General features: G+C 55.5%; 13 protein-coding genes. 8 read left to right on the forward strand and 5 right to left on the reverse strand.

Features of this window, described 5'->3' with window-relative positions; all coding sequences use genetic code 11:
* Positions 1-157 precede the first annotated feature (157 nt).
* The 3 genes from clpB (at position 158) to RE6C_RS25050 (ending at position 4,432) form a co-directional block, all read left to right on the forward strand.
* Complete coding sequence (clpB, locus tag RE6C_RS25040) at positions 158-2,803, forward strand: ATP-dependent chaperone ClpB (protein ID WP_008661136.1); 2,646 nt, start codon at positions 158-160, stop codon at positions 2,801-2,803.
* 167 nt (positions 2,804-2,970) lie between these two features.
* Positions 2,971-3,522 (forward strand): YceI family protein, encoded by a 552-nt coding sequence (locus RE6C_RS25045; RefSeq protein ID WP_008661137.1) that lies wholly within the window; start codon positions 2,971-2,973, stop codon positions 3,520-3,522.
* 4 nt (positions 3,523-3,526) lie between these two features.
* Positions 3,527-4,432 (forward strand): hypothetical protein, encoded by a 906-nt coding sequence (locus RE6C_RS25050; protein WP_008661138.1) that lies wholly within the window; start codon positions 3,527-3,529, stop codon positions 4,430-4,432.
* Between the two features lie 49 nt (positions 4,433-4,481).
* On the opposite strand, the gene RE6C_RS25055 is transcribed toward RE6C_RS25050, so the two are convergent.
* Both RE6C_RS25055 and RE6C_RS25060 read right to left on the reverse strand, forming a co-directional pair.
* A complete protein-coding gene (locus RE6C_RS25055) occupies positions 4,482-7,850 on the reverse strand; it encodes a UTP--glucose-1-phosphate uridylyltransferase (RefSeq protein WP_008661139.1) in 3,369 nt (1,122 codons plus the stop codon).
* Entirely contained in the window at positions 7,850-8,752 is a 903-nt protein-coding gene (locus RE6C_RS25060; RefSeq protein ID WP_173401830.1) for a sugar phosphate nucleotidyltransferase, read from the reverse strand. The genes RE6C_RS25055 and RE6C_RS25060 overlap by 1 nt, the downstream gene beginning before the upstream one ends.
* Before the next feature lie 227 nt (positions 8,753-8,979).
* Between RE6C_RS25060 and RE6C_RS25065 the strand changes: the two genes are divergently transcribed.
* From RE6C_RS25065 to pgl, 3 genes are all read left to right on the forward strand, one after another.
* Positions 8,980-10,809 carry an arylsulfatase gene (locus tag RE6C_RS25065; protein ID WP_008661141.1) on the forward strand — a complete coding sequence of 610 codons (1,830 nt, stop codon included), beginning with the start codon at positions 8,980-8,982 and terminating at the stop codon, positions 10,807-10,809.
* Positions 10,810-10,835: 26 nt separating this feature from the next.
* On the forward strand, positions 10,836-11,645 hold the full coding sequence (panB, locus tag RE6C_RS25070; protein WP_008661143.1) for a 3-methyl-2-oxobutanoate hydroxymethyltransferase: 810 nt from the start codon (positions 10,836-10,838) through the stop codon (positions 11,643-11,645).
* A 62-nt stretch (positions 11,646-11,707) separates the two neighbouring features.
* Positions 11,708-12,409 carry a 6-phosphogluconolactonase gene (gene pgl / locus RE6C_RS25075; RefSeq protein ID WP_008661145.1) on the forward strand — a complete coding sequence of 234 codons (702 nt, stop codon included), beginning with the start codon at positions 11,708-11,710 and terminating at the stop codon, positions 12,407-12,409.
* On the opposite strand, the gene RE6C_RS25080 is transcribed toward pgl, so the two are convergent.
* From RE6C_RS25080 to thpR, 3 genes are read right to left on the reverse strand one after another with little or no spacing between them, the layout of a single operon-like run.
* Positions 12,406-12,915 carry a DUF4112 domain-containing protein gene (locus RE6C_RS25080; protein ID WP_008661147.1) on the reverse strand — a complete coding sequence of 170 codons (510 nt, stop codon included), beginning with the start codon at positions 12,913-12,915 and terminating at the stop codon, positions 12,406-12,408. The two genes, pgl and RE6C_RS25080, sit on opposite strands and share 4 nt — an antisense overlap.
* Positions 12,916-12,954: 39 nt before the next feature.
* The gene (tsaD, locus tag RE6C_RS25085) at positions 12,955-14,031 is read right to left on the reverse strand and encodes a tRNA (adenosine(37)-N6)-threonylcarbamoyltransferase complex transferase subunit TsaD (protein WP_008661148.1); all 1,077 of its coding nucleotides are present in this window, start codon (positions 14,029-14,031) and stop codon (positions 12,955-12,957) included.
* Entirely contained in the window at positions 14,028-14,597 is a 570-nt protein-coding gene (gene thpR / locus RE6C_RS25090; protein ID WP_008661149.1) for an RNA 2',3'-cyclic phosphodiesterase, read from the reverse strand. Before thpR ends, tsaD begins: the two co-directional genes overlap by 4 nt.
* Before the next feature lie 117 nt (positions 14,598-14,714).
* On the opposite strand from thpR, the gene RE6C_RS25095 reads away from it, so the two are divergent.
* Both RE6C_RS25095 and RE6C_RS25100 read left to right on the forward strand, forming a co-directional pair.
* The gene (locus tag RE6C_RS25095; RefSeq protein WP_008661150.1) at positions 14,715-15,653 is read left to right on the forward strand and encodes a YheT family hydrolase; all 939 of its coding nucleotides are present in this window, start codon (positions 14,715-14,717) and stop codon (positions 15,651-15,653) included.
* 53 nt (positions 15,654-15,706) lie between these two features.
* The gene (locus tag RE6C_RS25100; RefSeq protein ID WP_008661151.1) at positions 15,707-16,540 is read left to right on the forward strand and encodes a hypothetical protein; all 834 of its coding nucleotides are present in this window, start codon (positions 15,707-15,709) and stop codon (positions 16,538-16,540) included.
* Positions 16,541-16,577 lie beyond the last annotated feature (37 nt).

Here is a 16,577-nt window from a genome sequence, read left to right on the forward strand (position 1 = left end):
GCTCGGCTGCAGTGCAGCCAAGCGGGCGCTCGCTTTTTTTATGCCCGTTCATTTTGTCTCGGCAATTCCATTCGGCGCGGGAATTGTATTGCTGATCCTCCAGATTGATTCCGCGTCCCACCTCCTTATCCCACCCCTTCTCTGTCTGGAGATTCTGATGGCCTTTCGAATCGACAAACTCACAACTCAAGCCCAAAACGTGGTCGCTGAAGCGCAAGCTCAAGCCACTTCCGCCGGCAACGCCGAGATCGATCCGTTGCATGTTCTTGCCGCCGCGGTGAACCAGCGAGATGGCATCGCGACGCCGTTGCTCGAAAAAATCAACGTGGATGTTCCCAAGCTGAAGTCATTGCTGGCGAGTGAACTGGATAAGCTCCCCAATGCATCCGGCATGGGCCAGGCTCGCGTCTCCGCAAAGCTGCAAGCGGCACTCGAGGCATCGGCGACATCTGCTGAATCATTGAAAGACGAGTACGTCAGCACCGAACATTTGCTGGTTGGTCTAGCACGCACTGACAACAAAGCGAAGAACCTGTTGTCTTTGTTAGGCGTGTCGGACAACGATCTGCTGACGGCAATGAGTCAAATTCGAGGTTCGGCTCGCGTCACCGATCCCAATGCAGAATCGACTTACCAAGCCCTTGAAAAGTTCGGTATCGACCTGACCCAGTTGGCTCAAAGTGGCAAGCTGGATCCTGTGATTGGACGTGACAACGAGATCCGTCGCGTGATTCAGGTTCTTTCGCGTCGGACGAAGAACAATCCGGTTCTGATCGGCCAGCCTGGTGTCGGTAAAACAGCGATCGCGGAAGGGTTGGCACTTCGTATCTTTGAAGGTGACGTTCCACAAAGCCTCAAAGGCAAGAAGGTCGTCTCGCTCGACATGGGAGCACTCGTCGCGGGAGCCAAGTTCCGCGGTGACTTCGAAGAGCGTTTGAAATCGGTGCTACGCGAAGTCAAGGATTCCGATGGCAAGGTGATTTTGTTCATCGATGAATTGCACCTCGTTGTCGGCGCGGGCAATGCCGAGGGGTCGGCGGACGCGGCAAACTTGCTCAAACCCGAGTTGGCTCGCGGTGCCTTGCGTTGCATCGGTGCGACGACGCTCGACGAGTATCGTCAACACATCGAGAAAGATGCGGCGCTCGAACGTCGGTTCCAACCAGTGTTCGTGGGTGAACCGAACGCCGAAGACACCATCGCGATTCTGCGAGGGTTGAAGCCTCGATATGAGTCGCATCATGGTGTCCGGATCACCGACAGTGCTTTGGTTGCCGCCGCGAATCTATCGGATCGTTACATCGCAGATCGATTTCTGCCGGATAAAGCGATCGACTTGATCGATGAAGCGGCCAGTCGTTTGGCGATGGAGAAGGAGAGTGTGCCTGAACCGATCGATCGTTTGCAGCGACGTCTTCGCCAATTGGAATTGGTGCACCGTCAGTTGGTGGATGAACAGGAAGCTTCTGCGATCGACAAACGTGTCGAAGTGGAAGAAGAAATGGAGTCTGCCAAGGCGGAGTTGGCCAGTTTGAAGGAGCAATGGGAAGCTGAGAAAATGGGATTGGACGACGTCCAGTCCGTGCGACAAGAAGTCGACCAGCTTCAGCATCGTTTCGCTCAGTTGGACGCGGAAGCCAAGGAGAAGCAACTCCGAGGCGAAAGCCCCGAGGATGCGTACAGCGAAATGCTGCAAGTGCAATCGCGGCTTCGTGAACTGCAGGCCCGTATTGATGATGCTGAAAAACATGACGATTCAGCGGATCAGGCCAAAGAGGAACCGGGTGAGGAGAAACGTCGGCTACTTCGCAAAGAAGTCACCGAGGAAGAAATCGCAGAGGTCGTCAGCACTTGGACCGGAGTTCCCGTCACTCGAATGATGGAAACCGAACGAGCCAAGTTGTTGGTGATGGAAGAACGATTGCATCAACGGGTTGTTGGCCAGGATGAAGCGGTCACCGCCGTTTCGGACGCGGTTCGTCGAAGTCGCAGCGGGTTGCAAGATCCCAATCGTCCGATCGGTTCGTTCCTATTCTTGGGGCCAACCGGTGTTGGGAAAACGGAGCTTTGCAAGGCACTCGCTGAGGTCATGTTTGACGACGAATCCGCAATGGTTCGTATCGACATGAGCGAGTTCATGGAACGGCACAGCGTGTCGCGACTGATCGGTGCTCCTCCCGGCTATGTCGGCTACGAAGAGGGCGGCAAGCTCACCGAGGCTGTTCGCCGGCGACCCTACGCTGTGATTTTGCTCGATGAAATGGAGAAGGCGCATCCGGATGTGTTCAATGTTTTGTTGCAGGTGCTCGACGATGGGCGTTTGACTGACGGGCAAGGACGAACGGTGAACTTCACCAACACGGTCGTTGTGATGACCAGCAATGTCGGTAGCCAAGTGATTCAGCGAGTGACGGAGGAAGGCGGTGGCGAAGATGAAATGCGTCAGGCGGTGGAGGAAGCTTTGAAGGCGAGGTTCTTGCCAGAGTTTCTCAACCGGATCGATGACACAGTGATCTTTCATCCACTGCAGCAAACTCAGATTCGCAGGATCGTTCAATTGCAACTCGAAGAGCTTCATTCACGATTGGCAGCCAATGGCCTGTCATTTGAGATCTCGGACGCAGCGATCGATCAAATTGCGGAAGTGGGTTACGACCCAGCGTATGGTGCACGACCTCTGAAACGTGTTATCCAGCGTGAGGTGCAGAATCCGCTCGCTTCAGCGATTTTGAAGAACAGCTATCCCGAGGGCACGGTGATCAAGATCGATCACGATGGCGATCAATTCGTGTTCTCTGGGTGAGTTGTTTGTCGCTGAACCGCATGCGACAATTGTGGCCTGAGTGCCAACTGAAGTTCCGGCCAAAGCATTCGCCCGTTTGCGGCGGATGCCGGCTTTGTTCGGACATTGTGGGTTGAGACTCGATTTAATGAGATTGTTTTGTCCCCCATTTTTCGAAGGTTTCGTACATGATGATGCAACGTGTTGCCTTGATGTTGACGTTGGTTTGCGTTTCTTCCGTGGTCGCTTCAGCCGAGGAGAAGCCAACCTTTGATTCGGAACGATCAAAGATCACTTTCATCGGTGCAAAACCTGATGGAAAGCACGAGGGTGGATTCAAGAAATTCACCGCCGAGGCGACTTTGAATGTGGAAGATCCCAGCAAGGGATCATTGAAGATTGAAATTGATGCCACAAGCCTTTGGTCGGATGCTGATAAACTGACCAACCATCTGAAAAACCCTGACTTTTTCGACGTTCGCAAACACCCGAAGATCACATTTGAATCGACCAAAATCGAACATGATGCGTCGCAAGACAAAGTGAACATCGTTGGTCATTTGACGATGCTTGGTAAGAAGGTGGAGGTCACGATCCCATCGATGCCAAAGCTGACCGAAGACATGTTGGTCTTGGCGGCGAACTTTGACATTGACCGAACCAAGTGGGGCATGACCTACGGCAAAGGCAAGATCAACGACGAGGTTGCCATCCGCGCGTTGCTCGTTTTCAAACGGTAAGACCGTGGAAACTCAAATCCTAATTTGGTGCGTGATAACGCCAGCGATCTTGTCGCTGGCGTTTGTCTTTGGAGCTTGGGCAATTCAGCGGTCCGAGCCGAATGCTTGGTCACGACCCCTGCCAGCAGTGCTCGCTGTGATTGGTTGGTGGGTCGCGGTCAGTGCCTGTATGTACGCGAGGCAAGATTTGGATTGGTCCGCGCTGGAGGCCTGGCAAATTGTATTGGCCCCCATTGGGATCGCGTCGCTGTTGTTGGCTGCGTGTCCGTGCGAAGTGGATTCGTTGCAAACGGCGAGCCCGCGAACGAGCTTTGGTTTTTGGTGGGTGGTTGCTGGTCTGGGATCCGTGGCGATTGCGATGTGGACCATGCCAACCGGTGATGGATGGACCGATATGTTGCCGCTTCATCGTCCTTGGATGGCATCCGTGGCGGCGGCATCGCTGATCAACATTTGGTCGTTGGGTCGGATGCGAAGAAGTGGCGCCGCAGCTTGGATCCTTTGGGTTGGATTGGCTGGTTTGGTGGCACCCACTTTGTTGGCGGCCAGTGCTTACGGTGGTTTGGCGGAATGGATGGTGAGTGCACTGGTTTCGACATTTGTTTTTGCGGTCGCCGCAGCGCTGATGCCCAACTCAACTATCGGAAGATTGTTTCCGGCCGTGCTTTTTTTGGCGGCGAGCACCACAGCGACGGGGCGGTTCTACACCTATGAAGATCATCCGACTTGGTTGTACGGATTGATCCTGTTGATGCCAACTTGCATCTCGATCCCGGATGCGTGGCTTCGAGAAAGATCGACGTTGATTCGAGTCTCCACGGCGGTCGTTGTCGCGACCCTTTTACTCGCCGTCATCGGATGGTTCTTGCTCGGTGATTCAATGTTTGGTGAACCGACCGAGGAATGGTGATGGGGAGTGGGAAGTGGTTCAGGGCCACAGGGCCACAGGGACTCAGGACTCAGGACTTGTTCCACTTGCAGAGGGCGTTGACGTAGGCGGAGCCTCCGTCTCGGTTCCAACCGTCGAGTTGGCTCGGTTCTTTCAGTTGTTGACCGCGACGCATGGGCGTCACAATGAAGCGACTATCGATGTCCGAAAGCGTTGTCATGTCGCCCCATAGTTTTTCAAATTGGGCGACTGGGAACACATCTTCCTGAGCGTGGCCCCAGCGTTTCTTGACCTCTTTGAGTGTGATGTAGGTTGGCAAGCGAGCGGCCATTTGGCGGACCGCTGAGTCGACTGCCGACGCATCGTTCAACGAATCACGATTCAAGCCGAACGAATCAAGCAATGCATCGATGTCGATCCAGGTTGTCATCGAGTTGTAGAACTTTAGACCAAATTCGATGCGTTCGTCCGGCATCGCGAGGCCTTCGACCAGTCGTGGACGACCCGCAACCAGGGCCAGTCCACCACCGCGGTCTTCCAGGCGGCGCGGGATGACTTCGTAGCTGAGAGTGGCTCCTGACTCGATGTGCAAACCAAACAGGCCTGGGGCAACATTGGCACCAAGGGTGTCGATGTTGTGCAGCATCAAATACCGGAGAGACGGTTGGTCTCGCAACATCTGCGAGAGCACGCCATTGCGGAAAAGGTTGGGGACTTCATACCAGTGACCGACTGGATGCACACACTGCGCCGCGACATTGTCGGTGTAGTCGGAACCTTCTCCCGTTTGTTGGGCCCAATTCGCGATCGCGGATCGAGCACTTTCTCGCATCTTTTGTTGTTGCTGGTCGAGAACCTGTTGAGCGGTTTCTTCCCACAGGAAATGAAGGTCGCGAACCATCGGGACCATTCGTAACCCGACGCTTCGTCCGCTGGACACGTACACTGGGCCTTCGTGGCCATAGTTCTCAGTGCGATCCAAGACGGTCCGGATTGCTTCGTCGGTCATCCAGCTGGTTGTGATGACGTGCGGAATGGTGCCGCCGTTTTGGGACGTTGCAGCACGGTTCTTTGCCAAGTGAATTTCGAGGAAGCTTCGATGCTTTCCGGCGAACCGATGAAACGGGTGCAGAGCTTTGCAAACGCCTGCACCTTGCGTCCAGCGACTGCCAACGCCCGCCGCTAACGTGACGACGCCGATCTCTCCATTGGCGATGGCTTTGGAACCAATGTCGGCCAAACGGTCGTCTAGGCCGTCGCGAGTGTCAGTGACATGTTCTTTGGAGACGTCGGTGATTTTAAGGTCACGGGAAAGTCGGTTGGCTGCCAAGCCAAATTTGCCGGCTCGCATGTCGGCCCGGATCTGCTCATGTTGAGATCGATCAAAGCCGCTTCGTTTCAAAATCGCCGCGAGTGAGTCATCGCTCGTTTGCGAATCGTCTTTCTTGTCGCTGCTGGCTTTGTCATCCGATGGTAAAACGCTTCGGAGTAGCAATGCCGCGTTCGCTTCTCGATCATTTGGGTCGCTGCAACGCCGTGAGATGCCCGCCAATTCTTCGCGGGTTTGAGGCGACAACTCTCGCAGGGGCTTGCGAAGCCATTTCGGCATCATCAACGCGTAGTACTTCTGCGGTAACACGGCGGACTGAGCCGGTATCAATTCAGCAAACGTTCCGTCGTCATTGATTTGGAAGTCATAGACAACCGGATCCATCGCGAATGGCAACGCGGTTTCCAGTTCGCGTTTGACCGTCACCATTTCTTGGCTGAGCCAGTCTTGTGCGTCTTGTTTGATGGTCGGATCAAAGATGAATCCCATGCCGCCACCGGACATGCCGCCCAACATCCAAAATCCCCAGAACTGATCGCCGTACTGTTCGCGACAACGCTGGATCATCACGTCCGTGAACCGGTTGGTTGCCCAAGGAATGATCGATTGCAGGGGGCCTTCGAAGTTCTCGGTGGTCAGCGAACCAAGACGGCAGATGTCGCCTTGTTGCAGTGCCTCAACAACCTCGTCGTAGATCCGCATGGCTTCTTGACGGCCGACCCATTGATCACGTCCACGAACGAGATAGTGCTCGGTGACCATCTCCAAGATTGGACCAACGTTTTGGGCCATCCCACCATGTACAACGACCAGCGAATCCTGCAGTTTTTGTCGAGCTTCGGTGCTGACGCGGTTTTCGCCCAAGACTTCGTGGTCGGGCATCAAGCGTCCGCGACTGATTCCGAATTCGGGATCCTCTTCACCGGCAATCTGGCCGCAAATCAGTTTGATGCCGGGCCAGACACCGCCTGAGTCCTGCCACCCGCCTCCGCTGCCGCCGATCCATTCACCCAAGATTGCGCGAGCCGCAATCAGGCGTCGGTCGGGTTCGGTCAGCTCGCCCTGCAGCGACTGGATTTGACCGGTTGCTCGCATCAGGTTGCTGATGAGCGAACCCAGCAAGTTCGTCGAAACGGCCAGGCGAGAACCTTTGGGGATGTCGTTGATTTTGGAAACCAGTTCCAAACCTTTGCCACGACCGACGACGCGTTCGAGCAGTGATGCCATGTCGGAGCCGCAACCTTCCAGTCCCGGTGGGACGACACCGGCGGCGATCACAGCGGCTTTGAGCAACCCGAGGTAGTCCCTCGCAAAGTCAAACATTTCGGCGATGGTGGTCACTTCGACGCTGGCATTGAGGTCAACGCTGACCAACCGAAACACCGGTTTGTCGATCACTCGCAAGTAGGTCTCAATCGGCGGTCGAACTTGGTCGTCTCGTCCTCGGACGCCGAGGTCGACCGAGACGTTGATGACGCGAGCACCCTCAGGGTAGTCCATTCCCAAAAAGAAGATGTCACTCCACGCCGAGTGAGAAACGTCCATGCGAACGGCGGTGGTTTCTTTTAAAACCGGCGAAAGATTCGGGGCGTCTTTGGTTGGCAACAGCTCCTTGCGGATGCGAAGTGGGTGTTCGGCAACATGTCCCAAACGAAACATCCATTGGTTGCCACGAACGGTTCGGACGCTGTGGCGAACTTGATCGGCCAGCGTTTGAAAACCTAGTTCGTGGTACGCCGATGCTAACGCACTGGACAATGAATCGCTGGCACCATCGGTCGACTGGACTTCTAAAAATTCATCGATCGCTTCTTGAAAGCGTCGTCCGAGCAGATGTTCGTAACCTTCAAAGGGGATGCTGCCGGAACTGGATTGATCCAAACGTGGCGGAAGGTGGTACCGATAAATGGCCGACAGAAAAAACAACGCTCGCACACGTTGGTACAAGTTGTCTTCTTGACGCCGAAAGCGATCCAGTTCGGTGATGTGGTCAAGCAACTCGGATAGCGTGGCGTCTTCTACCAACGATTCGAGCGAGCGATCACGTAGGTCGGCTTGGTCGGTGGTGATCGTTTCGATCAATGCGTTCATGGAGCGAACTTCCGGCATCAGTTGGATCCTTCCAAAGGAGACGATTCGGATGGCGGGTCAATGGTTGCCGCGACTGGATGTTCCGCTCGCGTGGCGAGAAGTTCAACCAGTTCGGTCAGCAACAGGTCTCGATCGCGTCCGGACAGTCCGATGGCCAGTTGTGCGATCAGAACTCCGTATTGTTCGCCGATGTTGTAACGACGTCCCCGAAGTTGATAGGCAAGGTATTTGCCGCGATGAGGAAGTTTGGCCATCGCATCGGATAGCGAGGGCCGTTCCATGCTTTCATCGGAGGCAACTTCGTGAAGGCATTCCATCACCGCGGATGTCAGGACGTGCATGCCGAAGTAGCCGAGGTAGTAGCCGCTACGCAGGCCCGGCGTGATCAAGGATTGTTCCGCGAGCGTGGGCGTTGGTTTTTCGACAACCGTTCGCACGTCATACAAACCATCGAATCGAGGCACGCTGGTTCCAGCGACAATGCCAAAGTATGGCAAGCGATGTTCTCGGGTGGACTGGACCGCGGAGACCGGACAGGAGTGATGTTCGGCCATCTCGATCAGTTGTGCCGCGCAACTTTTTGAAGTTGCCGACAGGTACAGGTGATCGCCAACGAGATGCAGAAAGGGATCGTCTCCGCAAAACGATTCCGCTTGCAGGATTGCGTCGGCGTACCCGAGCGGTCGCTCTTGATGGACAAATTGAATGTTGCCGAGCGAGCCACCGGCGGCCTTGCGGTAGTTGTCCTCGTCACCGGGCTGGATCACGACGCAGATCTCTTCCACGCCCGCCGAGAGCGTTTCTTCGACGATCAGCTGTAGAGCTGTTTTTTCCTCGCCCGAACCGTCGACCAGTCGTTGCAGCGGCAGGGTGTTTTGGTTGGGGGCCGCGGCGGTGATAACCGCTTTTCGAACTCGCATGGATCGATCTTTGAGATAAGGAAAAGGCAATGATTAGTTGCATCGACCCACAGAATAGTCGAGGCGTGATCGGTCGCCACCGGATCGCACCAATTGGGGTGCTCGAGTGCGAAATCCCCCACCGCGGATGCGGTCAGCTATCCTGTTGGCGTTCCGCTTGGAAGGACTGTGTCGGTTTTTCCGTTGTTGCGGGATTGATTGAGGGTCTCTGAAATCAAAGGTTGGTAGTGCGCGTCATCTCCGTTTCTCGCGATGTTGTGGTTTGGTCGTTTCTCTTGGCATCCTGGATCGGCATCGGACTCCCTTGCCGAGCCGACTCTGGTTCACGGCCCAATGTGTTGGTTGTTTTGACGGATGATCAGGGGTGGGGCGATCTCAGTCTGCATGGCAATCCCAATTTGCAGACGCCGCACATCGATTCGCTGGCCCGCGATGGAGTTCAAATCAAGAACTTCTACGTGTGTGCGGTTTGCTCGCCGACTCGCGCAGAATTTTTGACCGGTCGGTATCACACACGATCGGGTGTGTTCAGCACTTCGGCGGGTGGCGAACGATTCGACTTGTCCGAGCGGACGATCGAAGACGCTTTTCAAGCAGCGGGTTACCGGACCGCGGCGTTCGGAAAATGGCACTCAGGCATGCAGGCTCCGTATCACCCCAACGCTCGCGGGTTTGATGAGTTCTACGGTTTCTGCAGCGGGCACTGGGGCAACTACTTTTCACCGATGCTGGAACACAACGGCAAGATCGTGAAAGGCGAGGGATTTATCGTCGATGATTTGACTCAGCATGCGATCGACTTCATGGAACAAGATCGCGAAAATCCTTTCTTCGTGTATTTGCCGCTGAACACGCCGCACTCGCCGATGCAGGTTCCCGATGAAGATTGGGAAAAGTTTGAAGGCAAAGAGATCGTGCCTGATCCAAGACCGGAGAATGCAAAGAAGGAAGACGTTCAACACACACGAGCGGCATTGGCTCTTTGTGAGAACATCGACGACAACGTGGGACGCTTGCTCGATGCGTTGGATCGTCTGTCATTGAGTGAGAATACGATTGTCGTGTTCTTCTGTGACAACGGTCCCAATGGTTCTCGGTTCAATGGCGGATTGAGAGGACGCAAAGGTGCGGTTCACGAAGGCGGTTTGCGTTCTCCCTGTTTGATTCGATACCCCGGCAAACTCCCCGCCGGGCAAACGGTCGGCGGAATCGCGGGAGCGATCGATTTGTTTCCGACCTTGGCTGATCTTTGCGACGTCGAGGTTGGTTCCACCGCTGGGCCGCTGGATGGCATTTCGCTGGTCGATGGCTTGCGTGACTCGGAATCCGAACCCGCGGAGCGTTTGATCTTCACCGCATGGGGTGGAAAGTTCAGCGTCCGATCCAATCGGTATCGCTATCACGCCAACGGCGACTTGTTTGACATCGTGGCTGATCCGGGCGAGACACAATCGGTCGCCGAGGAACAGCCCGTCGCAACGGCACGGTTGAAACGGGCTTTGCAGGATTGGGTGAAAGAGACCAAACCTCGTGATCGGAATCATTCGGAGGAGCAGGTCTTTCCGGTTGGATATCCCGATTATCCGTGGACGCAGCTTCCCGCTCGCGATGCACGGGCAACCGGTGAGATTCGTCGCAGCAACCGGTTTCCCAACAGCAGTTACATGACGAATTGGCATTCGACCAAGGATGCCATGACCTGGGACGTCGATGTGTTAGCCGGTGGCCAATTTGACGTGGAGGTGTTCTACGCTTGCCCCGAGTCGGCTGTGGGGACGCAATTGAATTTGGAATGGATGCAGGGCGATGCGACGGCGACAACCGATTCCGTCGTGACCCAAGCGAATCCCTCCGGACCGATTCACTTAGACAAAGACCGTTCGAAAAGAGCTGAAAGCGATGAGAAGGATTGGAAGAAAATGTCGCTCGGCCAAATCAATTTGTCCGAGGGCAGGGGACGCCTGTCATTGACCTGCCCAAGAATCATGGGCGAGGATGGGGAGACTCGAGGATTGGAGATTCGGCTGATGATGCTGCATCGCGTTCCCGCCGAGTGAGCGACCCCACCTGAAAAGCGAACAGAATGACGGAATCGGAAAAGAGAAAATCGCGAATCACGACTCGAACGCTGCAACGCATGCGTGATCGTGGTGACCGGATCACGATGTTGACCGCGTACGATTTTCCTACGGCAAAAATTTTGGATGAAGCCGGCGTTGATGTTTTGCTGGTCGGTGACACGGTGGGAATGGTCGTGCAGGGGCATTCGACGACCCTGCCGGTGACGATGGATCAAATGATCTACCACGCCGAAATGGTCGGCCGGGCGGCGGAGCACGCGATGGTGGTGGTTGATTTGCCTTTTCCGGACGGTCAGCTTGATCTGCTTCATAGCGTCCGTTGTGGGGCTCGCGTGCTGAAGGAAACTCAGTGCCATGCGGTCAAATTGGAAGGCGGTGCCGAGCAAGCCGAACGGATCGAAGCGATGGTCGGTGCTGGCATTCCGGTGATGGCCCACATTGGACTTCGGCCACAGAATATCCATGTCGAAGGTGGCTATCGCTTGCAGCGCGACATCGAGAGATTGGTTGCGGACGCGAAAGCTGCTGAGGCTGCGGGAGCTTTCACTGTTTTGATTGAATGCGTTCCCAGCGAAGCCGCCGCCGCGATCACGGATGCGGTGAAAGTCCCTACCATCGGCATCGGTGCGGGTCGAGATGTTTCCGGACAAGTCTTGGTGACCCACGACATTCTCGGCCTGACGTCGGGTTATACCCCCAAGTTCACTCGTTTGTTCGCTGATGTCGGCAACACCATCCGCGAAGCGGCCAAGTCGTATTGTGACGAAGTGAAGGCAGCAAGTTTTCCAAGTGATGCCGAATCGTTTGAGTGATTCGCGTTGGCGTCGTCGCCGAATTAGATCTGTATTGATTTCCCCAACATTGAGAATGCAACGTGCAAGTTTTTGAATCTTTGGATGAGCTTTCCAACGCCGCCGCGGACGCTTTTTGCAAAGCTGCGAAAGAAGCGATTGAGCAGCGCGGTGTGTTCCGCGTGACATTGTCCGGTGGATCGACGCCCAAACGCCTGTACGAGTTGTTGGCGACGAAGGAACTGCCTTGGCAAAACATAGAGTTCTACTGGGGCGACGAACGCAACGTCACGGAAGACAACTTGGACAGCAATTACCGAATGGTTCGTGAGGCGTTGCTGTCGCACTTGCCCGCCGAATCACTGCGTGCGTTTCCGGTTCCGGTTGATCCTGACAATCCGGCCGCGACCGCGGAAGCTTACGAAAAGACGCTCCGGGAGACGTTTGCCGGTTCCGATGTACCGACGTGGGATTTGGCTTTGTTGGGAATGGGTGATGACGCGCACACGGCATCGTTGTTCCCGGAGACCAAAGCGATCGAGCAGAACGATCGCTGGTTCGTGGAGAATTGGGTTCCGAAGATGGAAACCTATCGCTACACGCTGACCTCGCCCGCAATCAACTCCGCTCGGCAGCGTTGGTTCTTGATCGGTGGATCAAACAAGCGTCAGGCACTCGCCAGTGTTCGTAGTTCCGCCAGCGACTTGCCCGGGGCATTGTTCCCATCGCGATTGATTGAATCGCCGACTTGGTTTGTCACGCGAGATGCAGTGGCAGTTTCTTAGAACAGATTCGCAAGGGCGTTGATGCACCACACGAAGATCATCACCATCAATCCCAGCAGGATGATGAGCGAAATCACGATCGCCATCAAGATCGGCCAGACGCTGCCGCGATGTTTGTCCTCGACGTAGTACTCTCGCAACAAAAGCAAGTTGCGATGGTTGGCTTTGTAGAACAAGTCAAAGATATTGCCCAAGACGGGAATGGTGCCGACTAAAGCGTCCAAGCCGACGTTGCCCAGCATCCTCAAGACGAGTCTTGGACTGGCTCCATTTCTCGCCATGGTTGCGATCAGGATTCCGGAAAGGCCCATGCTGATCGCATCGCCGGCTCCAGGAACGAGTCCAAGGATGAAGTCCAAACCAAAGCGGACTTTGGTGCCGGGAATACGAAATCGCGTGTCCAGCAATCGGCTGTAGCGATCGACCCATCGCAGCGACTTGTGGCCGAGTTGCAGTTCGGTCAGCACCGCTGATTCACCGGTGAGCGATTGAGAAGCAGATTTCATGGGTGCGAATGGTCACGAGATAATGGTTGGTCTGCGTCGTCAGAAGCCTCGTTGCAGTCCGGGAGTGATGTCCAGGTCAAGCGATGCGAATTGTTCGGCTTCGAACTTCTTCCAAGCGATCGCGCCCATAACAGCATTGTCGGTGCACAGATGCGGCGGAGCGATCCAAAGCTCAAAGCCGTCTTGATCGGCAGCCGCTTTTAGGTCACGTCGCAAACGCTGGTTGGCTGCCACGCCGCCTCCGACGATCAGTCGATTGATTGAGTTCGGAGAAGCATCGTTGCGATTTCTGTGCCGCTTGATCGCTCGACGACACTTGGAAACCAAAACATCGATCACAGCGGCTTCAAACGATGCACAAACATCCCGTTTGACTTGGTCGGAAATGTCCAGCGACGCAAAATCATGGCGGCCTGGTCCGACGATGGCGTAACGAACCGCCGTCTTCAAACCGCTGAAGGAAAAATCATCGCCCGGATCATGGATCATCGAGCGAGGGAAGGAGTATGCCTTGTCGTTTCCTTCCGAGGCGAGCTTGGCGACTTCGATTCCGCCGGGAAATGGCAAGGACAACATCGCGGCGACTTTGTCGAATGCTTCGCCAGCGGCATCATCAATTGTTCCGCCGAGATACTCCAAGTCGATCGCGGTGCGACAAACATAGAGGCTGGTGTGGCCGCCGGAAACGATCAAGCCAATCGCCGGATAGATATTCGCGGGAGATCCCTCGATCAATTGACACGCATACAAGTGAGCGTGCAGGTGGTTGAGCGAGATCAGTGGTTTGTTCCATGCCAAGGCGAGCGTTTTCGCGGCAACGACACCAACCAGCAATGATCCGGCCAAGCCTGGACGATCGGCTACCGCGATCGCGGTGAGATCTTCGCCACATACATCGGCTTGCTTCAGCGCCGTGTCGATCACCGGAAGGATACGTTCCAGGTGGGCTCGCGCTGCGATCTCCGGGACGACGCCGCCGAACTGTTCGTGCAGCGTTTCTTGGGTCGCGATGCATTGGCCAAGGACCGTGCCGTCGCGGCGAATCACCGCCGCGGCGGTTTCGTCACAGGTGGATTCAATTGACAGCAGCAATTCGGATGCAGCCGCCGACGTCATAGTTGGACTCGTCCGAGCACGTTGTAGGTCGGGCCGTGCTTTTCAAGGAAGCTGCCCACCACATGGATTTCGCGAACGTTGAATTCGCCAATTTCGTCGTCTTCGAATTTACGCCATCGATTGATGACGTCCGAGTTGGCGCGGCGGGTTCCGCTTCGCGTTCGTCCCACGGTCAAATGGGGACGGTAATCTCGGGGTTCGGGTTTGTAACCCATCGCGGCAAATCGTTTCTCGAGATCGGCGACCAAATTGGTCAGTGTCGACGTGGCATCATCCACGGCCACGGTCAAAACTCGCGGGCGTTCCAAGTCTGGAATCCCGGAGGCACCCTCTAGAACCAACGGAAAGGGTTCCAGGTCTTCACAGGCGGCTTCCAACGTGTTGCAAACAGCCGGTGTTTCGACGTTGTCGACTTCCCCGAGGAATTTCAGCGTGAGATGTAAATTCTCATCAGGAACCCATTTGATTCCGTCTCCTGGGCTTTTGGTTTCCGCCATCCAACGCGATGCTGTGCGGGCGAGATCCGAAGGCAACGGGATGGCCAAAAAGGTGCGAATGGTTTTCATGAGCGAAAGTTTAACGAGATGACGTTTTCAGTGCATCGGTTCGAGCCGCCGAGTTTTGTGCCGCATCGATGGCGTCGAGGTGGGCACCTGCAAACGTTGCTTGCGCCACGGCCAACCATGTCGATCAGCGAATGGCAAAAGCTATCGAGCGGCGTCAAATCAGAAAAGCATCGTTTGCCAGTGTCTGATAACGACACGTTGATCCTGCACGATGATACTCCCGAATCATGGATGGGTACTCCCCGAGGAAGCGTGTTGCTGCTGCACGGGATTTGTGGCTGCCACGCCGCGGATTACATGGTCCGATTCAAAAGAAGGTTGCTGGCGCTCGGCATCCGCGTGTTCCGGCTGGACATGCGAGGGTGTGGCGAATCAGTCGCGTTTTGTCGTGGCATCACTCATGCGGGACGAAGCGAAGATGTCTTGGCCGCCATTGAGCGGATTGCCGATTTGACTGGCGATCAAGCTGCCCCGATCGGAGCGGTGGGAACGTCTTTGGGCGGGAACCAATTGCTGCGTGCGGCGGGACGGATCGGTGCGGGGTTGGATGCCAGACCATCCCATTGGGATCGAGTTGGTCCAATCCTTGCGATCGCACCGCCAATTGATTTGCAAGCTTGCAGTGACCGGATGGAGTCCTGGTCTTTACGGTTTTACAACCACTACTTCATCACACAGTTGCTTCGGCGGGCGAAGTCAACGTTGCAGATGAGAGAAGAGCTGGGCAGCCTATTGGACGGTCGGGCCCCAAAGACACTTCGCGAATTTGATCGCCGGATCACTGCTCCGATGGCGGGATTTCCTGATGAGCGAACTTATTACGCAGAGTCTTCGGCTCATTCGGTCGTGGAGCAAATCGATGTTCCCGCATTGATCGTTACCGCGGCCGATGACCCATTGGTTCCAGTTGATTCGTTCGTTGCGCTACGCGACCGAGTGCACGAATCAACTCGCGTCTTGACCATGCCCACGGGAGGTCACCACGGGTACACCCAGTCCGACGGCACGGCTTGGACAGACGAGTTGGTTGCAAAACTGTACGACTCGGCGTGGTAGCATTGATCGTTCACCCCTTGATCTGATGTCTCAATCTAGCGAGTGAATGAGTCGTGCTGAACAAGTCCAACAACGCGTTTGCTCTTGGTCGCAGTTGGTGGGTCGTGCCTTTGGTTGTGATGACGGCACAGCTGCTGCTGTATCTTGTGCTGGAAGCGACAACCGGTTTCGATGGCGATTCCGCGGCCGATTGGTGGCTGTTCATTTCGCTGTTTGTGATGTTGCCAACAATGGCCGCCATTTTGCTCTCGCCTGGAGCTAGATGGCCTCATTGGTGCGTTGCGAGCGTTTGTATCTGTTGGGGTGTCGTGATCTTTGGTTTCCAGTCGGGATTCGAGATCGGGATGGTTATTCCAGCGATGGTTGTTTGTGCCATCCAGGCTGCCAATTTTCGTTGGTCTGCCACACCTCCGTGGCGAATTCGTCCATCGAAATCTCGCAAGCCCAGCGTCTCGATCCGTTGGCTGTTGATTTTTACCGCCATCGTCGCGGCGTTGATCACATTGATTCGTGTCTCGGGGCTCAATCGTGAACTTGTTTCCATTGCGATTTACACGACCCCCGCTGGCGTCCCCGCGTTGATCGCTAATTACCTCGTGATGATGAAATCACGATGGAAGAGGCTGGGTATATTGTTGGGCGTCTTTCTTGCCGGTGCATTCCTACACAGTCAGTCGCAGGCGGGGTGGACGCTGGCAGATGACGTTTGGCGTCAGCTTGTCGGCCAGCATCATTCGAACCGGTTTGCTTCTCAGATCCTGTTCGTTGCTCCCAGCGCGTCCCTGGTAACGGTCACGTTGATGCAGCTCGCCTTGAAGCGGTTTAGCAAAGGCAGGCAACGGAAGTGGCCTTCAAAACAGCCAGCCAACGCGACGCCGTCGGGATAAACGTCGGCGTTTCTTTTGGGCGTCCCGCACGGCCGAC

The organism is Rhodopirellula europaea 6C, from assembly GCF_000338295.1.
Classification (GTDB): domain Bacteria; phylum Planctomycetota; class Planctomycetia; order Pirellulales; family Pirellulaceae; genus Rhodopirellula; species Rhodopirellula europaea.